Below are 21502 nucleotides of genomic sequence, written 5' to 3' on the forward strand. Positions count from 1 at the left end.
ATAAAATGAACATGGAAGAAAAGGTGTTTTCCTATATAGAGAAATACAACATGATAGAAACGGGCAGCCAGGTCATAGTCGGAATTTCCGGTGGTGCGGATTCGGTATGCCTGTTGTTTTTATTAAAGAAGTATCAGAAAAGACGGGAATTTTCCCTTTGTGCCCTGCATGTCAATCATGGAATTCGGGGAGGGGAAGCCCTGCGGGACCAGAACTTCTCAGAAAAAATCTGCGAAGAACTCCAGGTACCTTTCCGGGTATATGCTGCAGATGTACCCCGTATGGCTGCCGAAAAGAAGCTGTCCTTAGAAGAAGCGGGAAGAGAGGCCAGAAGAACAGCATTTGAGAAATTGGCAGGGGAATACGGGAAGCCGCAAGGGGGGAGCGGAGGAAAAAAGGTACAGATTGCTCTGGCACACCATGAAAATGACAATGCGGAAACCGTGCTTCACAATCTGATACGCGGCACAGGTGCAGCGGGGCTTGGGGGAATCCGCCCCGTATGGGACACGGATACAGAGCAGGGGAGCCTGTGGTATATCCGACCTCTTCTGGAGGTTTCCAGAAATGAAATTGAAGAATTTTTAAGAGCACAGCAGATTACCTGGATGACAGACAGTACCAATTTGGAAACGGAATATACCCGAAATAAACTTCGCCATCAGGTGATTCCGGTGCTGGAGAGCATGAATCCGGCAGCGGTGCAGCATATCGGGCATACAGCCGGGACTATGCTGCAGATAGAAGAATATCTGCAAAGCCAGGCGCACATACTGTATAAAGCCCATGTAGAACCGGAAAAGAACGGATATGGTATCCGCAAAGAACTTTTCGGGGAAAAAGAATTGATGCAGTCTTATGTGGTGAGGGAAGTATTGTCCCGGGCTGCGGGGGGAAGAAAGAATCTTACGTCCACACATATTCAGGAGGTGCTGGATTTGGCCAAGGGGCGCACCGGTACTTCCCTGTCTCTGCCCGGCGGGCTTTTGGCCCGTCAGGTCTACGGAGATGTTCATATCATTTATGGGAACGAGAGGGAAAAAACGCTCTGTGAAATGGAATTTCAGATACTGCCCTGGGAAAAGGGGCAAATTGAGGAAAAAACATATACGAAATGGTTTGATTATGATAGAATAAGGAGTAGTCTGGAAATCAGACACCGGAAAACCGGTGATTTTCTTACTGTAAATGCGCAGGGGGGAAGAAAAAAGCTGAAGGACTATTTTATTGACTGTAAGATTCCAAGAGAGAAGAGAGAAGAACTCACTCTTCTGGCAGACGGTTCCCATATTCTGTGGATTGTGGGATACCGCATAAGCGAATATTATAAAGTTACCAGTCAGACAAAACAAGTATTAAAAGTACAGGTAAAAGGAGTAAACGAAGATGAGTGAAAAAATTCGTCAGTTATTAAGCGAAGAGGAAGTAGACCGTAAAATCCGTGAAATCGGAGAGCAAATCAGCAAAGATTACGAAGGAAAATGCGTACATCTGATTTGTGTGTTAAAGGGAGGCGTATTCTTTACATGTGAACTGGCCAAGAGAATTACAGTGCCGGTAAGCATGGATTTTATGTCTGTGTCCAGCTATGGAGACGATACCAGTTCCAGCGGTGTGGTCCGCATTGTAAAGGATTTGGATGAAACCATTGAAGGAAAAGATGTGCTGATTGTGGAGGACATTATTGACTCCGGACGTACGCTTAGCCATCTCATAGAAATTCTCAAACAGAGAAATCCCAAGAGCCTGCGTCTGTGTACCCTTCTGGATAAGCCGGAACGCAGAGTAAAAGATGTGAAGGTGGATTATGTGTGCTTCAATATCCCGGATGAATTTGTGGTAGGATATGGACTGGATTATGCACAGAAATACAGAAACCTGCCTTACATCGGAGTGGTAGAACTGTAAGCTTTCAGAAAGGAGAACAACAAGGTGGAGAGACAGTCAAGAAGCTGGATAATGCCTGTGGTGTTTTTGACCCTGCTCCTGTGTATCGGCGGAGGCCTTATCAGCCGGTTTACCCAGAGAAATGATTATTCTCTGGAGGAATTAAACCAGGCGATGGAAAAGAATCAGGTGACAGAGGTTTATATACGGCCCAACAGAGAGGTGCCCACAGGTAAAATACTGGTGCGCCTGAAAACAGGAGAGGAAAAAGAATTTACGGCGCTGGATGTAAAAGAAATACAGGAAATGGTGGAAAAGTCCGGGGAGGATATTTCTGTGAAGGTGGGAGATGTACCTGGAGACAATACCCTTCTGACGTCTATTTTGTCCCTTGGACTTACAGGCGTGATGCTGTTCTTCCTCTTTGGCATGATGAACCGGCAGATGTCCGGAGGCGGAAGCAATGCCAAGATGATGAATTTCGGAAAAAGCCGTGCCAGAATGTCTACGGATGAGGATAAGAAGGTAACCTTTAAAGACGTGGCAGGACTGCAGGAAGAAAAAGAGGAGCTGGAAGAAATCGTAGATTTCTTAAAAGAACCCCAGAAATATGTGAAGGTAGGAGCCAGAATTCCCAAAGGCGTACTTCTGGTGGGCCCTCCGGGAACCGGTAAAACCCTTCTGGCAAAAGCCGTGGCAGGAGAAGCCGGGGTACCGTTTTTCTCAATTTCCGGTTCTGACTTTGTGGAAATGTTCGTTGGTGTGGGCGCTTCCAGAGTCCGGGACTTATTTGAAGAAGCCAAGAAAAATGCTCCCTGTATTATTTTTATTGACGAAATTGACGCTGTGGCCAGACGAAGAGGTACAGGTATGGGAGGCGGACATGACGAGAGAGAACAGACTTTAAACCAGCTTTTGGTAGAAATGGATGGATTTGGAGTCAATGAAGGTATTATTGTCATGTCAGCGACCAACCGTGTGGATATTTTAGACCCTGCGATTCTGCGTCCGGGCCGTTTTGACCGTAAGGTAGGGGTAGGCAGACCGGATATCAAGGGAAGAGAAGAAATTCTCAAGGTGCATGCTGCCAAGAAACCTTTAGGGGAAGACGTAGACCTGGAAGAAGTGGCGAGAACCACAGCCGGTTATACAGGTGCGGATTTGGAGAACCTGATGAATGAGGCAGCGATTCTCACGGCAAAGGACGGCAGATATTTTATTAATCAGAACGATATTCGCCAGGCTTTTATCAAGACCGGAATCGGTGCGGAGAAAAAGAGCCGGGTTATTTCCGAGAAAGAAAAGAAGATTACTGCTTACCATGAGGCAGGTCATGCCATTTTATTCCATGTGCTGCCGGAAATGGAGCCGGTGCATACCATTTCCATTATTCCTACAGGCATGGGAGCTGCCGGTTATACCATGCCGCTGCCGGGAAAAGATGAAATGTTTAACAGCAAAAATAAAATGCTGGAGAATATTGTGGTATCTCTGGGCGGACGAATTGCAGAAGAGTTGATTTTCGGTGACATCACAACCGGGGCTTCACAGGACATTAAGCAGGCCAGCCAGATGGCCAGAGCCATGGTGACACAGTACGGGATGTCCGAGAAAGTGGGCATGATCCACTATGGAAGTGATGAAGATGAAGTTTTCATTGGAAGAGATTTGGCACACACCAGAAATTATGCGGAGGAAACAGCTTCTCTCATTGACAGTGAAGTGAAACGTATTATTGACGAATCTTATGCAAAGGCAAAGAAGATTCTGCAGGAGCATGAAGATGTATTGCATAAGTGTGCAGAACTTTTAATCGAGAAGGAAAAAATCGGCAGGGAAGAGTTTGAAGCCTTGTTTTAGACGGGTTTTGTGCAGGATACTGGGAAAAATAAAAAATGAAAAGAACCGGTTATGTTGAAATTGGTCAAAAAAAACTTTCAAAAAAATAGAAGATTGTGCAGACTTTTTCAGGCCTCCATGGTATTATAATAACTGTAAAAACCCCCCAATACATTATATAGTTTTTGCTACACCCCATAAGAAGAAATACCTTCTCCAAAAACGCCAGTCGAAAGATTGGCGTTTTTACTTTATCCGGAAAAGTTGTGAAAAGATGATGTTTTCGGGAAAAAGTAGTTGTATATGCAGATTGGGTGGGATAAAATAAAAGCATGACAGAAATTCGGCAAATCAGGAAATATTTCTGTGCTTTGCGCGAGAATAGAGAGGATTCAGTATGGATTACAATAATCTGGCAGAAACAAAAAGGATTCAGGAATATGTGGCAAATATGCGCTCGGCTTTTCATAAACGTGCCGTGTTCAGCGATGAAACGGAAAATTACCGGACGCCGGCAGAACCGGAACCGGGAGATACGGTGAATATCCGTATCCGGACAAAGGAGAAGAACGTAGATGCCGTTTATCTGGTATCAGGAGAAAAAAAACAGCAGATGAAGCTGATAAATACAAAAGACGGTTTTGATTATTACGGAACAGACGTAGAACTGCAGAACGAATCAATCCGTTATTTTTTTGAGATTATTTCCGGAAAAATCCACTGCTATTATAACCAGGCAGGGATTACCAGGGAGATAGATGAGCATTATTCCTTCGGGATTGTGCCGGGATTTCAAACGCCGGACTGGGCCAAGGGAGCCGTCATGTATCAGATTTTTACAGACCGGTTCTGTAACGGCGATCCGTCCAATGATGTGGTAACCGGAGAGTATTGTTATATTAATGAAAAAGTACAGAAGATAGAAGACTGGAACCGTCCGCCCCAGGCTATGGACGTCAGGGACTTTTATGGAGGGGATTTGCAGGGGGTCATGGATAAACTGGACTATCTCCAGGATTTGGGCGTGGAGGTTATTTATTTCAACCCGCTGTTTGTATCCCCCTCCAATCACAAATATGACATTCAGGATTATGACTACATTGACCCTCATTATGGGAAAATTGTCCATGATGGAGGTGAGGTGCTGGCAGACTGGGATAAGGACAATTCCCATGCTTCCCGTTATATCTGCCGTGTGACCGGAAAGGATAATCTGGAAGCCAGCAATGCCTTCTTCGCAGAAGTGGTGGAAGAAATTCATAAAAGAGGAATGAAGGTAATTTTAGACGGTGTGTTCAATCACTGTGGTTCCTTTAATAAGTGGCTGGACAGAGAGCGGATTTACGAAAACCAGCAGGGGTATGAAAAGGGGGCCTATGTGTCCGCGGACAGCCCGTACCGCTCCTTTTTCCGCTTCAACAATCCCAATGGCTGGCCTTATAATCAGGATTACGACGGGTGGTGGGGACATGCTACCCTGCCTAAGCTGAATTATGAGGAATCAAAGGAATTGTATGATTACATTATGCATATAGGAAGAAAATGGGTTTCCCCGCCTTATAATGCAGATGGCTGGCGTCTGGATGTGGCGGCTGATTTGGGACACAGTGACGCGTACAATCATCAGTTCTGGCGGGATTTCCGAAAAAATGTAAAGGAAGCAAATCCCAATGCCATTATTCTGGCAGAGCATTACGGAGATGCAAGGCCCTGGCTGGAAGGAGACCAGTGGGATACCGTCATGAATTATGACGCCTTTATGGAGCCGGTGACCTGGTTCCTCACCGGAATGGAGAAGCACAGCGACGAATACAATGAGGGCATGTATGGAAACAGTGACAGCTTTATCGGGGCAATGAAGTATCATATGGCCAGCTTCTATGGGCCGTCTCTCATGACAGCTATGAATGAGCTTTCCAATCATGACCATTCCAGATTTCTGACCAGAACCAACTTTAAAGTAGGACGCGTGGGAACTCTGGGAAGTGAGGCGGCGGAAACAGGCGTGAATAAAGCGGTTTTCCGGGAAGCAGTTGCCATCCAGATGACCTGGCCGGGAGCACCCACCATTTATTACGGCGACGAGGCGGGCTTGTGCGGCTTTACAGACCCGGATAACAGGAGAACGTATCCCTGGGGCCGGGAGGATAAGGAACTGATTGCTTATCACAAAGAAATGATAAAGATTCACAAGGAAAACCGGGAATTGATTACAGGATCCCTGCGGTTTCTGGCAAATGATTATCAGCAGTTAAGCTACGGAAGATTTACAGAAAAGGAAAAAATGGTGGTTACGCTGAATAACACCAGTGAGACGAAAATGGTGGAACTGACCGTATGGGAGTTGGGGATTCCGAGAACCAGAACGGTGAAATTCCGACAGCTTATGGTAACCGGAGACTTTGGGTACAGTTCGGTGAAAAAAATTCACGAGTGCAGGGCCGGTGTGCTGCATCTCGAGGTGCCGGCACATGGGGCTATCCTGGTGAAGTGTGTGCTGGAGTAGAAAATTGGAAAATAGGACGAAAAACCTTTGAAATCAGGGGCTGCAAAGAATATTTGCACAGGAATTTTTGCAATGTAAAAGGCCTTTGATAGACACGATTCATTTTCTTCAATAGAATTTCCGTAAAGGGAGGCGAACTATCATGACACTTGGAAAGAATATTCAAAAAATAAGAAAGGAGGCACATCTGTCCCAGGAAAGTTTTGCAGAGATGCTTCACGTCTCAAGGCAGACCATCTCGAATTAGGAGAATTCAAAAAGTTATCCGGATTTGGAAACCATAGTAAAGATTAGTGATAGTTTTCACATTTCCTTGGATATTTTATTGAAGGAGGATTTGGTTATGGTAAAAACATTTGATAGCGAAGTAAAGAGTACCAGAAAATATGCAAAGGCGCTGACGATAATAGCGAGTGCTTTTGCATTGCTGGTTGGAAGTTTTGTGATTTATTCATGCGTGTATTTCCATACAAAAAGTAAATTGGAGGGGAATTTCGCGGAACAGTTACAGGAAAATGACTTCTATAAAAACAGAGACGGATACTATTCTATGAATTATGCGGATGGAGTGGTGTATAGTGTTCCCAATCAATCTATGCCAGGACTGTTGGATTTTACTTTGAACTTTCATCTGAGCAATTTGTATTGCGATATGGAACTTGAAGATACTTATGTGGAAATTATGTGGAGAGACAGTCATGAGTTTTCTGCTTCGGCCATTACAAAAAAAGATAATAAAGTAGTAGGAAGCACATCCGGATTTACAGAAAGTGATTTTGCGGATGCGAAGAAGTTGGGAGAGGAACTGGGTGTTTCAGAAGAAAAAATGAGTGAAATCATTGAAAAAGGAAATGAATTGTACGAAGATTTTTATGGGAAGCAGTAGTACGTTTCCATGACAGGATGTACAACTTTGTACAAGATTTTGAAGCACATCATCAAAGTGCCGCAGACCAGAATCGAACTGGTACGGGAGTATAAGTCCCGCAGGATTTTAAGTCCTGTGCGTCTGCCTGTTCCGCCACTGCGGCATTTTGTGTCTTTTTGAAACACAATGGGCGATGGTGGATTCGAACCACCGAAGGCGTTGCCAGCAGATTTACAGTCTGTCCCCTTTGGCCACTCGGGAAATCGCCCATGTCATATTGTCTTTGACCATTTCAAATTATATCACACATCAATGAAAATGCAAGTATTTTTTAAGATTTTTTGTCAGGAAAGCGGTGGTTTTTCACCTGGTCATAAACAAGGGAGGCAATGGTTTCCGGCCTTTCTTCCATACCGTCTTCTATCCAATGCATAAAAAGGTTATAGAGTGCGCCGGAATAGTAATAAAGCCGGTATTTGTCCAAAGAGGTGCTTTGCTGGGCGGCGGTAACGGAAATCATGTATAAATCCAGTCCTTTCAGCAGAATCTCAGCTCGATTGGCTTTTTTCAGACAGAGGACATAGTCCTTGTATTTCTGCAGATATTTGAGGCTGTATAGGATATGTTCATAACTTTGAAAATCAGAGAGAAAGGAAGGACCCTGCAGTTCCTCGGCATATTCTTTGACAATACGGTACATGTAGTCCATGAGGATGTCGTCCTTGCATTTGTAATGGCGATAGTAGGACATGCGGGATACCCCGGCGCGGCTGGTCAGGTCTGTAATGCTGATAGAGTTGTAATCCTGGGTCTGCATAAGCTGGAGCAGTGCGTCCATAATGCAGTTTTTGGTAAATTCCTTCGAGGCAGATGTGGTTTTCATGAACAAAAACTCCTTTTTGTAACAGTTTAAAGGCTGCATGTTGTTTTAGAAGAGATTTAGTGTTACAATCGTAACATTATCTTATAGAAAGAATAACAAAAATTTGCGAAGAAAGCAAGAAAGGCTGGAGAAAATGAAATTTGGAATTGTCAGCGACAGCTCCTGTGATTTGGTGGAGCGTTATACAGAAGAAGAAAAGGTCTCAATTGTGCCTTTTTATGTATCCTTTGACGGGGAGCATTATTTGAAAGAAGGAAAAGAAGCAAAGATTACAGATTTTTATCAGAAGATGGCCGATAATCCGGACTGCTATCCTAAAACCTCCATGCCTTCTGTGCAAGATTATATGGAGGTTTTCCGCCCGTTTGCAGAGCAGGGACTTCCTGTGCTGTGCATTTGTCTGACGCAGACATTCAGCGGTTCTATGCAGGCGGCAGTCAATGCAAAAGCAGAGTTGGAAGAGGAATTTCCGGAAGCCAGAATTGAGATATTGGATTCCCAGCTTGTGACTGGACTTCAGGGACTTTTGGTAAAAGAGGCCGTGGGTCTTAGAAATGCAGAGGCGGAGTTGGACGAGGCCTTAGAGAAATTAAAGGAAATCCGTAGTACAGGGCATATCTTTTTTACGACAAAAGACCTGAAATATCTGGAGCATGGCGGCAGAATCGGAAAAGCGGCATGTCTGGCGGGAAGTATGCTGAATATTAAGCCTATTCTCCATTTCTGTGATGCAGAACTGGGTTCTACAGAGCTTTGCAGAGGGAGGAAAAAATCTCTGCATAAAATTATAGAAAAATTTCTTGCCTATGTGGAAAGCAACAAAATTTCCCTGGAGGACTATAATCTGATAACCGGGGAGGGGCTGGCTGTTGAGGAATACCAGATATTTAAGGACGAACTGAAATCAGCCCTTTGGGAACACGGCTGCAAAATGGAGTCCTGGGAAGAAATACAGATTGGAGCCACCATTGGCGTACATACGGGGCCGTATCCGCTGGGCGTGGGGATTTTAAAGAAATGTAAGAGGGAAAATTGAGTCAGAAATATTTTTTGAGCAGGCAAAAGGTTGTGCTGAAACCACCACTTTTTGCCTGCTTTCTTTGTGAGCTTCATCTATTGGAAGGTTATCTCCGATACCGGTTAAAGCAGGAGAAGATTTCCTGCCGTCTGGGCATGGCCAGTCCGCAGGGGGTATAGGAACTGCTGCAAATTCCTGCCAGACCTTCTTTCTCCAGTTTGTCCTCCAAAAGGCGGATAACCTGGGAAACGGTTTTCTTGTTGTCAATGAGATGTTCTCTGGCGTATTTCAGCAGTTGTGCCAGTGCAGCAGTCTGTTCAGAATCTGCAAGCTGCTCGATATAGCGCAAATCTACCGTTTCTTTTCCTATAGAAAAGGAATCCCTTCCATGTGTTTTCAGCTTCAACTCTTTATAAGAATCTCTTTTGACTGCAGGGGCAGTCATTACTCTTTTGAAATCCGGCATGGAAAAGACCGGGACGGAAGCAGGAGGAAGAGGATAGTCTGCACACAGGTCTTTGACTTTTTTGGTGATGTCCAAAACCTGGTAGCTGTCCATCTGGATAATGGTATCCGCAATGTGGAAGAAAGCCCCGGAACTTCCGGCCACCAGAATGGTGGAGATACCGCATTCTCCGTATAAATCCCGGGCCCGTTCCAGAAACGGCGTAATAGGCTCTTTTTCCCGGCTGATAACCTGCTGCATAAAGGTATCCCGTACCATAAAGTTGGTGGCAGAGGTATCCTCATCCAGAAGCAGCAGTTTTGTACCGGCTTCCATGCCTTCCACAATACCTGCCGCCTGGGAGGTGCTGCCGCTGGCATCTAAGGTGGAGAAGCAGTGGGTGTCCTTTTTGTTCGGCAGGTCGTTGATAAAAAGGGAAATGTCCACATCTTTGATAAACCGTCCGTCTTCAGAACGAAGTTTCAGAGCTGTGTCATCAGTGATAACGTACTCTCTGCCATCTCCGGCAATGTGATTGTAGACTCCTGTTTCCAGGGCGTCCAGCAAAGTGGATTTCCCGTGGTATCCGCCTCCGGCAATGAGCGTAATACCTTTGGGAATCCCCATACCTGCCAGAGTTCCTTTATGGGGAAGGTGCATTTCTACCTGCAGAGAGAGGGGGGAGACAAAGGGAACGCTGTTTTTCATGGGTTTCTGAGAAACGCCGCTTTGTCTCGGGAGCACGGCTCCATTGGCAACAAAGGCCACAAGATTCTGTTTTGCCAGTTCTTTGCGGATAAAACTCTGGTCCTCTGCCAGAAAAATTACTTCTTCTACGGCTTTTTTGTTCAGATTTTTGTAATACAGGGATTTCTGTACACATACCGGAAGAAACTCAAAGAAGATTTTTTCCAGTTCAAAGGCGTTGATGGTTCTTCCATTGGCAGGAAAACCTACTGTAAAGCGGACAACCAGTTCTTTTTGGGAAATCTGGCAGGCTGTGCGGTCTAAGATTTCCTGTCCGCAGTGGGTGGTGGAAATCAGACCGCTTTTTCCCGAGCCTTTGGCTTTAAAGCTATAGCCGGCAATTTGCTCCTCGAACTTGCGGAGAAGATAATCCTGGAGAGCAGTGCGGGTTTCTGCAGAGGCAAAGCAGAAGTCCGGAAATCCGGCGCGGCTTTGGGGAATGCGGATACTGATGTGGGAAGGGGAAGCGAATGGATCGCCCTGCACATGGTCAATGGAAAGCTGATAATCTCTGAAATCATAAACACCCTTCAGGGTTTTGTAAGCAGGATAGCTTTTTCGGTTGATAGACGAAAGCTGCTGCTTTAACTGAGACGAAGTAAACATATAAAAACTCCTTTCGCGGTAGAATACTCTGCTGTATAACAAAAAAACCTTATGTCCTAAGACATAAGGTTTTACGTGCGTTAGAGGATTCGAACCCCCGACCTTTTGGTCCGTAGCCAAACGCTCTATCCAGCTGAGCTAAACGCACATTTGTTAACTGTTTTCCTCAGCAACAAAAATTATTATAAGGGAAGAATAATGAAATGTCAACACTTTTTTCGAAAAATATTTATTTTTTTTCGAGGCAAATATTGTGGAAATTTTATAGAATCTGTAGTACTATAATAATAAAAAAGTAGAAAGCAGAAATTTTCTGACATTAAGGCAAATTTGTAAGTGCATTTAAGGTGAGAAAATGGGAGAAGGAGGAGCGAGCATGGAATATGGACCGAATTGGAGCAGGGTGCAGTTGAAAACAAGCGCAAAAGAAGTCTTTCGGAGAAATTATGGCTCATGTGTTCTTGCAGGTGTGATTTTGTCGCTGCTTTCAGGGGCTGTAAGTATAGTACAGAAGAGGCAGACAGACCAATATTATATCGAATGGGGTGTAGTAATCAGTATCGGTTTGATTGCCCTGCTGGTGGAAATTCTGGTGTTGAATGTTTTCATGGTGGGCGGCTGCCGTTTCTTTGTAGAAAACAGGGATTATAACGCTCCGGTGTCAAAGGTTTTGTTTGGTTTCCAGGGAGGCCATTACGGAAATGTGGTATGGGTGATGTTTCTCATGGGTCTGAAGATTGTTCTCTGGACGCTGCTGTTTATCATTCCGGGAATTATCAAGACCTATGAATATATGATGGTTCCCTACATTCTGGCAGAGCAGCCGGATATTGACCAGGCAGACGCCTTTGCGATTTCCAGACAGTTGATGATGAATCAGAAATTTGATGCTTTTGTGCTGCACCTTTCTTTTATCGGATGGGAATTGCTGGCGGTTTTCACTTGCGGAATTGTGGGGATTTTCTGGTCTATTCCGTATTACTATGCAACGGAAGCAGAACTTTATGCAGTATTGCGAAATGCATGGCTGCAAAGGCAGAATCCGGGTGATGGACAGGGAATGCAGGGGGAGAATTTATAATTTAGAGAATGAAGGATAAAGGGGAGAACGACATGGAACAGGAAGTGAATTTTCGTAGCTCTGTAGGAGGCTACAAAAAAGATGATGTGATTGAATATGTGGAAAATACAAATGAGGAAATTTTCCGCATGAAAAAAGAGAGGGAAGAGGAGGCCGCAGGTTATCAGGCGAGAATCCAGGAACTGGAGGCGCTTTTACGGCAGGAGGAGACCAACAGTTCTCAGTTGGCAGAGGAACAGAGCCGGAAGCTGCAGAGACTGGAAGGGGAGAATCAGAGGCTGCAGGAAGACCTGGACAAGATGGAAGCCAAGTGGAAGAGCGCTTACGAAGAATATGTCCGCACGGATAATGAGAAATGCCTATTAAAGGATAAACTGGCAAGAGAAATTCTCCGTCTGCGGGGTGAAAATCAGACCCTGCGGGAAAAATGGAAGGAAGCAGAGCGCCAGATTGGTTCTCAGGCAGATTATGAAGCGGTTCACAATGCAGTTTCCGAAGTGCAGTATAAGATTGCAGAGTATGTGAATGCAATCAATAAAACGCAGCAAAGTCTGGCAGATACTTATCAGGGGATGAACAGTATTAAGAAAAAACTGGCGGCGAAGATGACCGGAGAAAAAGAAGAAGCAAAATAAAAAAGCAGAACTGTGGCATGAAAGGCAAAGGCGACCTTCATGCGGCAGTTCTGTTTTTTCATGATGTTTGAAGCAGCCTTTACTCAGCCGGAGTCTGGGAAGTGAAGGCTTCGATTGTATGCATAATGAGTTGGAAAGCAATCCGGGCCATTTCCTGAGGGGATTCACCAGTATCGGAATTGAGCCAGGCTTTGATTAAACCAACACAGCCGGTAAGGCAGAAGGCGTAGGAATATTTCAGGGTTTGGATATTATCCGGGAAAGTTGTCTTCAGCACATCAAGGCTGTGTACGGAAATCAGATTTTCCATTCTGTGGATAAAGGCAATATCTCCGTTTGTGCCGAAAAGAGCATTGCAGATGTCCTTGTTTTCAGCCAGAATCCGAAAGATATCTTCTACAAAGGGCAGGCTGTCTTCAGTAAAAGGGCTTACCGGGTGGGCGTGAATGGAGTCCCGGATTTCTATGGTCAGTTCGTCTTCAATGGAATGGAGCAAATCGTAGATGTCTGTATAGTGCAGATAAAAGGTAGAGCGGTTAATATCCACTTCGTTTACCAGTTCTTTTACAGTAATCTCTTTGATGCTTTTTTGCTGCATGAGCTTTGCCAGCCCCAGTTTCAGCTGATTTTTTGTTTTTCTTACACGGCGGTCAGTTTTCTCTGCCATGGTAAATCCCCCTTCTTCTGTAGAATCTTAAAAAAATATAAAATATAGACACAAAGATACTAAGTGTCTAGTAATAGACAAAGTATAGAGCTATTAACGGTTGCCACTTCCTATCTCCTTTAGTATAATGCAACTTGAAAAAATAATCAACACAATATCTATTAAACTATGTTGAGTCTATAATGAGAAAGGAGATAAAACAATGCTCAGGCGAGAATGGAAAAAGCTTTTAAGCAATAAGATGATGCTCATAGTCGTCCTTGCCATTATTGCAATTCCTACTATTTACACAACGCTTTTTCTGGGCTCTATGTGGGACCCCTACGGTAACGTGGATAAGCTGCCGGTGGCGGTGGTGAATGAAGACCAGCCGGTGACTTATGAAGGAGAAACTCTGGACGTAGGAAAACAGATGGTGGACAATTTAAAGGAAGACGGTTCCCTGGATTTCCATTTTACAGATGCAGATACGGCCAGAGAAGGGCTGGAAGACGGTACTTATTATATGGTTATTACCATTCCAGAGAATTTTTCTGCCAATGCGGCAACGCTGACAGACGACAAACCGCAGAAAATGGAATTGAGTTATGACACCAATCCGGGTACAAACTATATTGCTTCCAAGATGAGTGCAACAGCCATGGAAAAAATCGAAAGCAGTATTCGGGAAGAAGTGACAAAGACATATACGGAGGCAGTTTTTGACCAGATTTCGGAAGCGGGAGACGGTATGCAGGAGGCGGCCGATGGTTCCGGAAAATTAAAGGATGGTGCCATAGAACTGGCAGAAGGCAATCAGACCATTACGGACAATCTGAAAACCCTGGCAGACAGTTCCCTGACGTTCCGGGACGGCAGCAAAACCCTGACAGAAGGGCTGAAAACCTATGTAGATGGCGTGAGCACAGTAAACAGCGGGGCAAAAGAGCTGGACAGCGGCGCCGCTTCCTTAAAAGACGGCCTGGACCAGTTAAATGGCCAGCTTCCCACTTTGACAAGCGGTGTTGCCGCACTTTCTGACGGAACGACACAGCTTGCCCAGGGAGCGGAAACTGCAAAGCAGGGAAGTGCTGCTTTGAAAAGCGGTACAGAGCAGGTGGATGACAATCTGCAAACCTTAAATGCCGGACTTTCTACCCTCCAGGCTGCTACTGCAAATCTGCCGGCGCAGACAGCACAGCTGGATGAGGGCGTGGGAAGCGTGCAGGCGGGTACGGAAAGCCTGCAGGCAGGACTGCAGGACCTGCAAAGTGGTGTGGAACAACTGGCGCAGAGTACAGATACAGTCAGCAGCCAGCTTCAGGCAGGCAATACACAGGCGCTTGCTCAAATCCGTGCAGGCGCACAGAGCATGAAGGATAAGGTGGACGCATTTCTGGGAGCCATGGGCGGCGGTCAGACTACAGGTACGGTGCAGACTGCGGATGTGTCCGGAATTCAGAATGAACTGCATGAGATTGCAGGAGGAAAAGACAGCGCAGATGCCGGTGCGGCGGCAGCAGCTCAGGCAGCAGCAGATACCGGCGGGGCAGGCGCTGCAGATGTTTCTTATTTGTATGATTCTCTGAATCAGGCGGTAGAAGCCCAGGATATGGATGCGGTGGCTGCTATTGCAAACGAGGCCATCGCGGCAGCCCAGAGCAATAAAGAGGCAGCGGATGATGCGTCAAACCGTCTTGCGGCAGCAGGCGAAGCGCTGAATAACAGCAGCGCGGCGCTTACGCAGGCAGGAGAAACGCTGGGAAGGGCAGCGGAGACCAATACAGCAGGAACAGGCGCTTTGCAGAGCCAGCTCCAGGAGATGTCAGCAGGACTGCAGCAGATTATTGACGGCACCAATGCAGCAGAGGCTCAGTTGAATGCTGGTGTAAGCTATGGTCTGGGTCAGCTGAAAGAAGGTGTAACCCAGCAGATTCAGCCGGGTATTGCCAAGCTGACAGCAGGAGCCGGAAGCTTAAACCAGGGTACTTCGGCTGTTAAGGCAGGGACTTCTGCTCTGGCAGCTTCTTCGGGTGAACTGACGGAAGGTATTCAGTCGGCGGCAGCAGGAGGACAGCAGTTGAAGACTCAGGGAACGGAGGCATTGAAGTCCGGTGCGGCAGCTTTAGACGATGGATTGGCTGCGCTGCAGAAGGGAAGCCGGGATTTGGATTATGGCGTACAGACCCTGGCAGGAAGCGTTCCTACACTGACCGGAGGTGTGAGCCAGCTTGCAGACGGTTCTTCTCAGTTAAAGGACGGCACTGCTTCCCTGGTACAGGGCACAGACCAGCTGACTGCGAACAACAGCACTTTGTTAAGCGGCAGCAGCCAGTTGGGAGACGGTGCTAAGCAAATCAGTGATGGTGCAAATCTTCTTTATGAAGGCAGTCAGACTCTTGGAAATGGCATGAAACAGATAGAAGAAGGCAGTCAGACTCTGGAAGAGAGCCTGGCAGATGGCGCTGAAACAGTGAAAGATACCAAAATGGGAGAGGACACCGTTGACATGTTTGCTGCTCCGGTGGATATTCACGAGACACAGATTACCACTGTGGAAAACAACGGTCACGCTATGGCGCCTTATATGATGTCTGTGGCTTTGTGGGTTGGCTGCATCGCATTCAGCCTTATGTATCCGCTGACAAAATATTCAGGCAAACTTACCTCCGGTACTGCCTGGTGGGCAAGCAAGGCCTCTGTACTTTATCTGATTGCCATTTTGCAGGCAATCGTTATGGTCTTTATGCTCCATGTGTGTGATGGATTTGAGCCTGTGGAAATGGGCAAAACGCTTGCAGTAGCATGTGTGGCATCCCTGGCCTTTATGTCTGTCATGTATTTCTTTACCAACACCTTTGGCAAGGTGGGAAGCTTCCTGATGTTGGTATTTATGGTCATTCAGCTGGCTGGTTCGGTGGGAACCTATCCGTTGGAACTGTCCGGTTCCTTTGTGCCGTATCTCCATGACTGGGTACCGTTTACCTATACGGTAGAAGCGTTCCGAAGCACGATTTCCGGCGGAGAGAGCATACAGGGAGCCATAGTGTTCCTGGCAGTGATTTTCGTAGTGTTCACAGCGCTGACTATTTTGGAATTCCAGATAAGAACAAAGAAAATCAGAGCGAAGAAGCATACCCTGGATGAGTGGCTGGAAGCGAAAGGCCTGGCATAAAGAGTTTCAAAACAGAAAAATAAGGGATATAGAAAAAAGTAAAATTGTGAAAGGCAGTCAGGTGCGCATCCTTACCTGACTGCCTTTCATGGATTTTGGTGTTTAAAATTTCCCAGGTATTATTTTTTCTGGGATTCCGTATGCCGTTTAATAGCCTGAAAACTTTCTGTGCTGATAACATGCTCAATACGGCAGGCGTCTTCGGCGGCAACCTGGGGGTCCACGCCCAGATGTACCAGCCAGGCGCTTAAAAGCTCATGACGCTCATATATTTTTTCCGCAATAGCGCGTCCGGCTTCTGTCAGTGTGATAAAGCCCTCCCGGTCCACGTTGATGTATCCGTTTACACGGAGATTTTTCATAGCAACGCTGACGCTGGGTTTAGAAAAAGAAAGCTCGTTGGCAATATCTATGGAACGCACCTGAGGTTTTCGTTTTCCGATAACCAGAATGGTCTCCAGGTAGTTTTCGGCGGATTCATGTATTTCCATGTTGTTGCTCCTTCCGTAAAATATACTATTAACAGGATAGCATATTTTGTTTGGGAGTTCAAACAAAAAAACAGATATCGGGAAAAGCAGAGGAAAATCCGGTGGATATATGGAAAGAGAAATTCCTTGCAAAATTTCCCGTGATACTATAAAATGCAGAAGTGATTTTGCAAAAAATGTGAAAGGAGACATGCATGTCAAATAGAAAAACAGAAGTTGTCTGCCCTCTGATTTTTGCTAACCGTATCATAGGCGGGAAGTGGAAAATGAGAATTCTGTGGCATATTATTCACGGAGAGAACCGGTTTGGAATTCTGAAAAAGTGTATACCGGAAATTTCGGAAAAGGTGCTTTATACCAATCTCCGGGAACTGGAGGAAGAGGGAATTTTGCATAAAGAGGTGGTGAAGGAGCAAAAGCCGGCCATTGTGTTTTATCATCTTAATGAAGAATATATGGAAATAAAAGAAATCTTATGTGCCATCTGTAAGCTGGCGAAACGGCATGCCGACAAAAACGGAGAACCGATACAGGAAGATACTTACCAGAAAGTAAGGTATTGCACGGAGGGGCCGGATTGTGTATAGTTATCCACGAACCGCGTAACCGGGCAAAATTTTTTTGAGCCTGGGTTAGCCTCAGCTAACAAAAGCGCGGATGAAAACAACGGGAGGTGTCATGATAAGAAAACATTTATCAACGATTCTCTTATTTTCGGTTCTGGCAGTGCTGGCTGTGGTATCTTTGTTCATCGGTGTCATTGATACAGATTTATCCTCTCTGCTTACAGGAGAACCGGAAGTATGGAAAGTATTTCTGATTTCCAGAATACCGCGGCTTTTGGCGATTTTGTGTACCGGAATCGGTATGAGCACCGCAGGGTTGATTATGCAGCAGCTGTGTATGAATAAATTTGTATCCCCATCTACGGGGGCTACGATTTCCTCTGCGCAGTTTGGAATTTTGCTGGCCCTGGTGTTTCTTCCCAATTCCACATTGTGGGGAAGAGCGTTTTTTGCCTTTACAGCAGCAATTCTGGGAACCTGGATTTTTGTCTGGTTTATCCAGCGAATACAATTTAAAGATGTGGTTCTGGTTCCGCTTGTGGGAATTATGTTCGGAAACGTCATTGGAGGACTTACGAATTTTCTGGCATACAAGTATGAAATGACCCAGGCGTTATCTACCTGGCTGGTAGGGCATTTTTCCATGGTGCTCAGAGGACGGTATGAAATTGTGTACATGACCGTGCCTCTGGTGATTCTGGCTTTTGTCTTTGCCAATCATTTTAACATTGTGGGGCTGGGAAGAGATTTTTCTAAAAACCTGGGAATTCCCTATAATCTTGTGCTCTTTATGGGAATTACCATTGCGGCTATGATTACGGCGTCTGTGGTGGTTGTGGTAGGTTCGATTTCCTATATCGGTCTGATTGTTCCAAACATTGTAGCCATGTTTAAGGGGGACAAGATTCGGGGGACTTTAATCGATACTGCGCTTTTCGGAGCTTTGTTTGTTCTGGTGTGCGACATCATCGGAAGAGTGGTGATTATGCCTTACGAACTTCCTATAGAACTGATTGTGGGAAGTCTGGGCAGCATATTGTTTATTTTACTGCTGTTATACCGTCTGAAAAACGGAAGAAAAGCTATTCGGCTGGGAAAAGGAGGGACTGGACATGGGCAGTGCGGTGCATAAAGCAAATAAAAGAAAGCTGTTCCTTATGCTGCTGTTGGTTGCAGTGGCGGCAGCAGCCTATCTGACTGTGGATGTTTCTTTTTCCAATGAAAGGCTGTTTCGCTACGCCATGAAAATCCGGATTCCCAAGCTGATTGTCATGCTGATTACAGCCTTTGCAATCGGGGGCGCGTCTATTGTCTTTCAGTCCATTATCAACAATACCATTGTAACACCCTGCCTTTTGGGTATGAATTCCCTGTATACGCTGATTCATACGGCTGTGGTCTTTGTGGCAGGCTCAGGAAGCTTTCTGGTGGTAAACGCCAATGTTTCCTTTGCCGTAGATTTGACACTGATGGGCATAGCGGCTACGGTGATTTACAGTTATCTTTTTAAGAAAACCAAGAACAACATTCTGTATGTTCTGCTTATCGGAACCGTGCTGACATCCTTTTTCGGAAGTATTCAGAGCACGCTTATCCGGGTGATGGATCCCAATGAATACGACAGCCTTCTGGCAACGTTGGTGGTCAGCTTCAGTAATGTAAATTCGGAGATTATTCTGTTCTCTCTGGTGCTTCTGGGAATGATTATATTCTGGCTTCGCAGGGAACTGGCGCTTCTGGATGTGCTGACACTGGGGCGGGACCAGGCCATTAATCTGGGAGTGGACTATGACCGTGCCATCCGCAAACTTCTGCTGGGAGTAGCCCTTTGTATTGCCGTAGCCACAGCTATGGTAGGACCGATTTCCTTCCTGGGACTGATTATTGCCAATTTATCCCGGCAGCTTATGCGGACTTACCGACATTCCCAGCTGATTCTGGGGTCTGCCCTCTTTGGCATGATTGTACTGGTAGGCGGGCAGATGATTGTGGAACAGGTATTTGTATACGCAGTTCCGGTCAGCGTATTTATTACAGTAGGAGGAGGAATTTATTTCCTGTATCTTCTGCTGAGAAGAGGAGGTGTCAGACAGTGAAAATTCAGGAACTGAAGAAAGAATATGACGGGAAAACCGTGGTGGATTCCGTATCCTTTGAGATTCATAAGGGAAAGGTGACAGCCCTGATTGGACCTAATGGGGCAGGAAAGTCTACGGTTATGAGTATGATTTCCCGGCTGATTGCAAAGGATGAAGGGCTGATAGAATTAGAGGAAAAAAGTCTGGAGAACTGGAAAAGCAGGGAACTGTCCAAACATCTTGCGATTCTCACACAGAGCAACCATATCCAGATGAAACTGACGGTGAAAGAGCTGGTTGCCTTCGGACGCTTTCCTCATACAGGCGGAAGACTTACCCCGAAGGACAGGGAAATCATCGACCAGGCTATCGATTATATGGAATTAAAAGAATTTGAAGACCGTTTTCTGGACGAACTTTCCGGCGGACAGCGGCAGAGAGCCTATATTGCCATGGTTATTGCCCAGGATACCCAGTATGTGCTTTTAGATGAGCCCACCAACAATCTGGATATTTATCATGCTACCAACATGATGAAAATGGTGCGAAAATTAAGTGATGAACTGGGAAAAACCGTGATTTTGGTGCTTCATGAAATTAATTATGCCTCTTTCTATTCCGATTATATCTGTGCTTTTAAAAACGGAAAAATCGCAAAGTACGGAACCGTAAAAGAAGTGATTCAAAAAGAGGTGCTTTCGGAAATTTATCAGGTGGACTTTGAGATTATGGAAATCGAAGGGAAACCATTGTGTATCTATTATTAACTATCAACGAGAAATAACAGAGAAAAGGAGACAAAGAATGAAAAAATTTGCAGGTGTATTACTGGCAGGAGTGATGGCTGTGGGACTGACAGCCTGCGGACAGAGCGAGGACACACAGAAGGACACGAAAGAAACAGCAGCAGAAACGTCAGGGGTAACGGCAAAAGAAACAGAGACACCTGAAAGTATTACGATTAAATCTCTGAATGCCAATCAGGAAGAGGTGGATTTAGAGGTGCCGTATGACCCGGAAAGAATTGCTGTGCTGGATATGGCGTCACTGGATATTCTGGACAATCTGGACCTGGGAGACCGTGTAGTCGGCTCTGCGACTACGTCTTTGGACTACCTGACAGATTATGTGGATAATGACAAGGTGACAAATCTGGGAACAATCAAAGAGGCGGATATGGAAGCGGTCATGGAGTGTGACCCGGATGTTATCTTTATTGGCGGACGCCTGGCTTCCTCCTATGATGCTTTAAGCGAAATTGCGCCTGTAGTGTATCTTTCTACCGACAGTGATTTGGGTGTGGTAAAAAGCGTGAAAAAGAATGCAGAAACCATTGCTTCTATGTTTGGTCTGGAAGATGAAGTGCAGAAAAAAACAGAAGGATTTGACGAAAGAATTGCGGCGCTGGCTGAAAAAGCAAAGGGAAAAACAGCTTTGGTGGGTATGACGACAAGCGGCAGCTTTAACCTGATGGGTAATGACGGAAGATGCTCTATGATTGGTGTGGAAGTGGGCTTTGACAATCTCACAGCCACAGAAAGCACTTCTACCCATGGCAATGAGGCTTCCTTTGAAACCGTTGTAGAGAAAAATCCGGACTACATTTTTGTTATGGACCGGGACAGCGCTATTGGGGCAGACGGGGCACAGACAGCAAAAGAAATCATGGAAAATGAACTGATTATGGGAACCGACGCTTATAAAAACGGACATCTGGTGTATCTGGAGCATCCGGCTGTCTGGTATACAGCAGAAGGCGGCATTACAGCGCTGGATATTATGATTTCGGATTTGGAAGACAGTATTTAAGACAGCTTTCATGTGGACTATTGTAAATGATGTTATACAGGCGGACCGTTTGTGTATAAAAGTATGGAGCAGGAAATCTGGAAACAGATATCCTGCTTTTTATATGTGGACTTTAGTCTGTTTCGCCCATTGGAGTTTTTCGTTGATCCGAAAAATGGAGATGGGCGAAACAATAATCCACCCGCTATGCGGGTGCGCGTCGATTGTTATACAAAAAAATTA

Annotated in this window: 19 protein-coding genes and 3 tRNA genes; 15 read left to right on the top strand and 7 right to left on the bottom strand. The window is 45.6% G+C overall.

What is annotated here, in order from left to right:
* The first annotated feature begins 5 nt into the window (after positions 1-5).
* The 6 genes from tilS to WBS51_RS12775 all read left to right on the top strand — a co-directional run bounded on the left by tilS (position 6) and on the right by WBS51_RS12775 (position 7118).
* The gene (gene tilS / locus WBS51_RS12750) at positions 6-1394 is read left to right on the top strand and encodes a tRNA lysidine(34) synthetase TilS (RefSeq protein ID WP_173748104.1); all 1389 of its coding nucleotides are present in this window, start codon (positions 6-8) and stop codon (positions 1392-1394) included.
* Entirely contained in the window at positions 1387-1908 is a 522-nt protein-coding gene (gene hpt, locus WBS51_RS12755) for a hypoxanthine phosphoribosyltransferase (RefSeq protein ID WP_173748106.1), read from the top strand. Before tilS ends, hpt begins: the two co-directional genes overlap by 8 nt.
* A 24-nt stretch (positions 1909-1932) precedes the next feature.
* Positions 1933-3747 (top strand): ATP-dependent zinc metalloprotease FtsH, encoded by a 1815-nt coding sequence (gene ftsH, locus WBS51_RS12760; RefSeq protein WP_226853501.1) that lies wholly within the window; start codon positions 1933-1935, stop codon positions 3745-3747.
* Positions 3748-4123: 376 nt separating this feature from the next.
* Positions 4124-6232 (top strand): glycoside hydrolase family 13 protein, encoded by a 2109-nt coding sequence (locus tag WBS51_RS12765; protein ID WP_173748108.1) that lies wholly within the window; start codon positions 4124-4126, stop codon positions 6230-6232.
* A gap of 142 nt (positions 6233-6374) precedes the next feature.
* On the top strand, positions 6375-6479 hold the full coding sequence (locus WBS51_RS12770; protein WP_294463340.1) for a helix-turn-helix transcriptional regulator: 105 nt from the start codon (positions 6375-6377) through the stop codon (positions 6477-6479).
* A gap of 96 nt (positions 6480-6575) precedes the next feature.
* Positions 6576-7118: a hypothetical protein gene (locus WBS51_RS12775; RefSeq protein ID WP_294463342.1), complete on the top strand. Its 543-nt coding sequence runs from the start codon at positions 6576-6578 to the stop codon at positions 7116-7118.
* Positions 7119-7176: 58 nt separating this feature from the next.
* Here the strand turns inward: WBS51_RS12775 and WBS51_RS12780 are convergent.
* The 3 genes from WBS51_RS12780 to WBS51_RS12790 form a co-directional block, all read right to left on the bottom strand.
* Positions 7177-7263 (bottom strand) — tRNA-Leu (locus WBS51_RS12780).
* A gap of 24 nt (positions 7264-7287) precedes the next feature.
* Positions 7288-7369: transfer RNA gene (locus WBS51_RS12785), tRNA-Tyr, on the bottom strand.
* A gap of 62 nt (positions 7370-7431) precedes the next feature.
* Positions 7432-7983: a TetR/AcrR family transcriptional regulator gene (locus tag WBS51_RS12790; RefSeq protein ID WP_173748112.1), complete on the bottom strand. Its 552-nt coding sequence runs from the start codon at positions 7981-7983 to the stop codon at positions 7432-7434.
* A gap of 133 nt (positions 7984-8116) precedes the next feature.
* Between WBS51_RS12790 and WBS51_RS12795 the strand changes: the two genes are divergently transcribed.
* Positions 8117-9019: a DegV family protein gene (locus WBS51_RS12795; protein WP_173748114.1), complete on the top strand. Its 903-nt coding sequence runs from the start codon at positions 8117-8119 to the stop codon at positions 9017-9019.
* Between the two features lie 88 nt (positions 9020-9107).
* Here WBS51_RS12795 and WBS51_RS12800 read toward each other — a convergent pair whose 3' ends face one another.
* Together WBS51_RS12800 and WBS51_RS12805 are read right to left on the bottom strand one after the other, a co-directional pair.
* Positions 9108-10799 (bottom strand): ABC-ATPase domain-containing protein, encoded by a 1692-nt coding sequence (locus WBS51_RS12800; protein WP_291682507.1) that lies wholly within the window; start codon positions 10797-10799, stop codon positions 9108-9110.
* A 74-nt stretch (positions 10800-10873) separates the two neighbouring features.
* Positions 10874-10947 (bottom strand) — tRNA-Arg (locus WBS51_RS12805).
* Positions 10948-11175: 228 nt separating this feature from the next.
* Between WBS51_RS12805 and WBS51_RS12810 the strand changes: the two genes are divergently transcribed.
* Complete coding sequence (locus tag WBS51_RS12810) at positions 11176-11880, top strand: DUF975 family protein (RefSeq protein ID WP_291682509.1); 705 nt, start codon at positions 11176-11178, stop codon at positions 11878-11880.
* An 8-nt stretch (positions 11881-11888) separates the two neighbouring features.
* Entirely contained in the window at positions 11889-12515 is a 627-nt protein-coding gene (locus WBS51_RS12815) for a hypothetical protein (protein WP_342694096.1), read from the top strand.
* A gap of 79 nt (positions 12516-12594) precedes the next feature.
* Here the strand turns inward: WBS51_RS12815 and WBS51_RS12820 are convergent, their stop codons facing one another.
* Positions 12595-13182 (bottom strand): TetR/AcrR family transcriptional regulator, encoded by a 588-nt coding sequence (locus tag WBS51_RS12820; protein ID WP_173748122.1) that lies wholly within the window; start codon positions 13180-13182, stop codon positions 12595-12597.
* Between the two features lie 202 nt (positions 13183-13384).
* Here WBS51_RS12820 and WBS51_RS12825 point away from each other — a divergent pair, with 202 nt between their 5' ends.
* Positions 13385-16336 (top strand): YhgE/Pip domain-containing protein, encoded by a 2952-nt coding sequence (locus WBS51_RS12825; protein WP_294460693.1) that lies wholly within the window; start codon positions 13385-13387, stop codon positions 16334-16336.
* 119 nt (positions 16337-16455) lie between these two features.
* On the opposite strand, the gene WBS51_RS12830 is transcribed toward WBS51_RS12825, so the two are convergent.
* Complete coding sequence (locus tag WBS51_RS12830; protein WP_173748126.1) at positions 16456-16827, bottom strand: metal-dependent transcriptional regulator; 372 nt, start codon at positions 16825-16827, stop codon at positions 16456-16458.
* A 194-nt stretch (positions 16828-17021) separates the two neighbouring features.
* On the opposite strand from WBS51_RS12830, the gene WBS51_RS12835 reads away from it, so the two are divergent.
* The 5 genes from WBS51_RS12835 to WBS51_RS12855 all read left to right on the top strand — a co-directional run bounded on the left by WBS51_RS12835 (position 17022) and on the right by WBS51_RS12855 (position 21280).
* Positions 17022-17414 (top strand): winged helix-turn-helix transcriptional regulator, encoded by a 393-nt coding sequence (locus WBS51_RS12835; RefSeq protein ID WP_291682516.1) that lies wholly within the window; start codon positions 17022-17024, stop codon positions 17412-17414.
* 91 nt (positions 17415-17505) lie between these two features.
* On the top strand, positions 17506-18525 hold the full coding sequence (locus WBS51_RS12840) for an ABC transporter permease (protein WP_173748130.1): 1020 nt from the start codon (positions 17506-17508) through the stop codon (positions 18523-18525).
* On the top strand, positions 18506-19489 hold the full coding sequence (locus WBS51_RS12845) for an iron chelate uptake ABC transporter family permease subunit (RefSeq protein WP_294460684.1): 984 nt from the start codon (positions 18506-18508) through the stop codon (positions 19487-19489). The genes WBS51_RS12840 and WBS51_RS12845 overlap by 20 nt, the downstream gene beginning before the upstream one ends.
* Positions 19486-20238, top strand: coding sequence for an iron ABC transporter ATP-binding protein (locus WBS51_RS12850; protein WP_173748139.1), 753 nt, complete (start codon positions 19486-19488; stop codon positions 20236-20238). Before WBS51_RS12845 ends, WBS51_RS12850 begins: the two co-directional genes overlap by 4 nt.
* A 37-nt stretch (positions 20239-20275) precedes the next feature.
* Positions 20276-21280, top strand: coding sequence for a siderophore ABC transporter substrate-binding protein (locus WBS51_RS12855; RefSeq protein WP_291682519.1), 1005 nt, complete (start codon positions 20276-20278; stop codon positions 21278-21280).
* Positions 21281-21502: the final 222 nt, after the last annotated feature.

The organism is Blautia acetica, from assembly GCF_038739805.1.
Taxonomy (GTDB): domain Bacteria; phylum Bacillota; class Clostridia; order Lachnospirales; family Lachnospiraceae; genus Blautia.

Bases quoted from the DNA above. Each gene is read 5' to 3' on its own strand.
- tilS (WP_173748104.1), top strand. From the start codon at position 6: ATGAACATGGAAGAAAAGGTGTTTTCCTATATAGAGAAATACAACATG.
- hpt (WP_173748106.1), top strand. From the start codon at position 1,387: ATGAGTGAAAAAATTCGTCAGTTATTAAGCGAAGAGGAAGTAGACCGT.
- WBS51_RS12765 (WP_173748108.1), top strand. From the start codon at position 4,124: ATGGATTACAATAATCTGGCAGAAACAAAAAGGATTCAGGAATATGTG.
- WBS51_RS12770 (WP_294463340.1), top strand. From the start codon at position 6,375: ATGACACTTGGAAAGAATATTCAAAAAATAAGAAAGGAGGCACATCTG.
- WBS51_RS12775 (WP_294463342.1), top strand. From the start codon at position 6,576: ATGGTAAAAACATTTGATAGCGAAGTAAAGAGTACCAGAAAATATGCA.
- WBS51_RS12790 (WP_173748112.1), bottom strand. From the start codon at position 7,983: ATGAAAACCACATCTGCCTCGAAGGAATTTACCAAAAACTGCATTATG.
- WBS51_RS12795 (WP_173748114.1), top strand. From the start codon at position 8,117: ATGAAATTTGGAATTGTCAGCGACAGCTCCTGTGATTTGGTGGAGCGT.
- WBS51_RS12800 (WP_291682507.1), bottom strand. From the start codon at position 10,799: ATGTTTACTTCGTCTCAGTTAAAGCAGCAGCTTTCGTCTATCAACCGA.
- WBS51_RS12810 (WP_291682509.1), top strand. From the start codon at position 11,176: ATGGAATATGGACCGAATTGGAGCAGGGTGCAGTTGAAAACAAGCGCA.
- WBS51_RS12815 (WP_342694096.1), top strand. From the start codon at position 11,889: ATGAAGGATAAAGGGGAGAACGACATGGAACAGGAAGTGAATTTTCGT.
- WBS51_RS12820 (WP_173748122.1), bottom strand. From the start codon at position 13,182: ATGGCAGAGAAAACTGACCGCCGTGTAAGAAAAACAAAAAATCAGCTG.
- WBS51_RS12825 (WP_294460693.1), top strand. From the start codon at position 13,385: ATGCTCAGGCGAGAATGGAAAAAGCTTTTAAGCAATAAGATGATGCTC.
- WBS51_RS12830 (WP_173748126.1), bottom strand. From the start codon at position 16,827: ATGGAAATACATGAATCCGCCGAAAACTACCTGGAGACCATTCTGGTT.
- WBS51_RS12835 (WP_291682516.1), top strand. From the start codon at position 17,022: ATGTCAAATAGAAAAACAGAAGTTGTCTGCCCTCTGATTTTTGCTAAC.
- WBS51_RS12840 (WP_173748130.1), top strand. From the start codon at position 17,506: ATGATAAGAAAACATTTATCAACGATTCTCTTATTTTCGGTTCTGGCA.
- WBS51_RS12845 (WP_294460684.1), top strand. From the start codon at position 18,506: ATGGGCAGTGCGGTGCATAAAGCAAATAAAAGAAAGCTGTTCCTTATG.
- WBS51_RS12855 (WP_291682519.1), top strand. From the start codon at position 20,276: ATGAAAAAATTTGCAGGTGTATTACTGGCAGGAGTGATGGCTGTGGGA.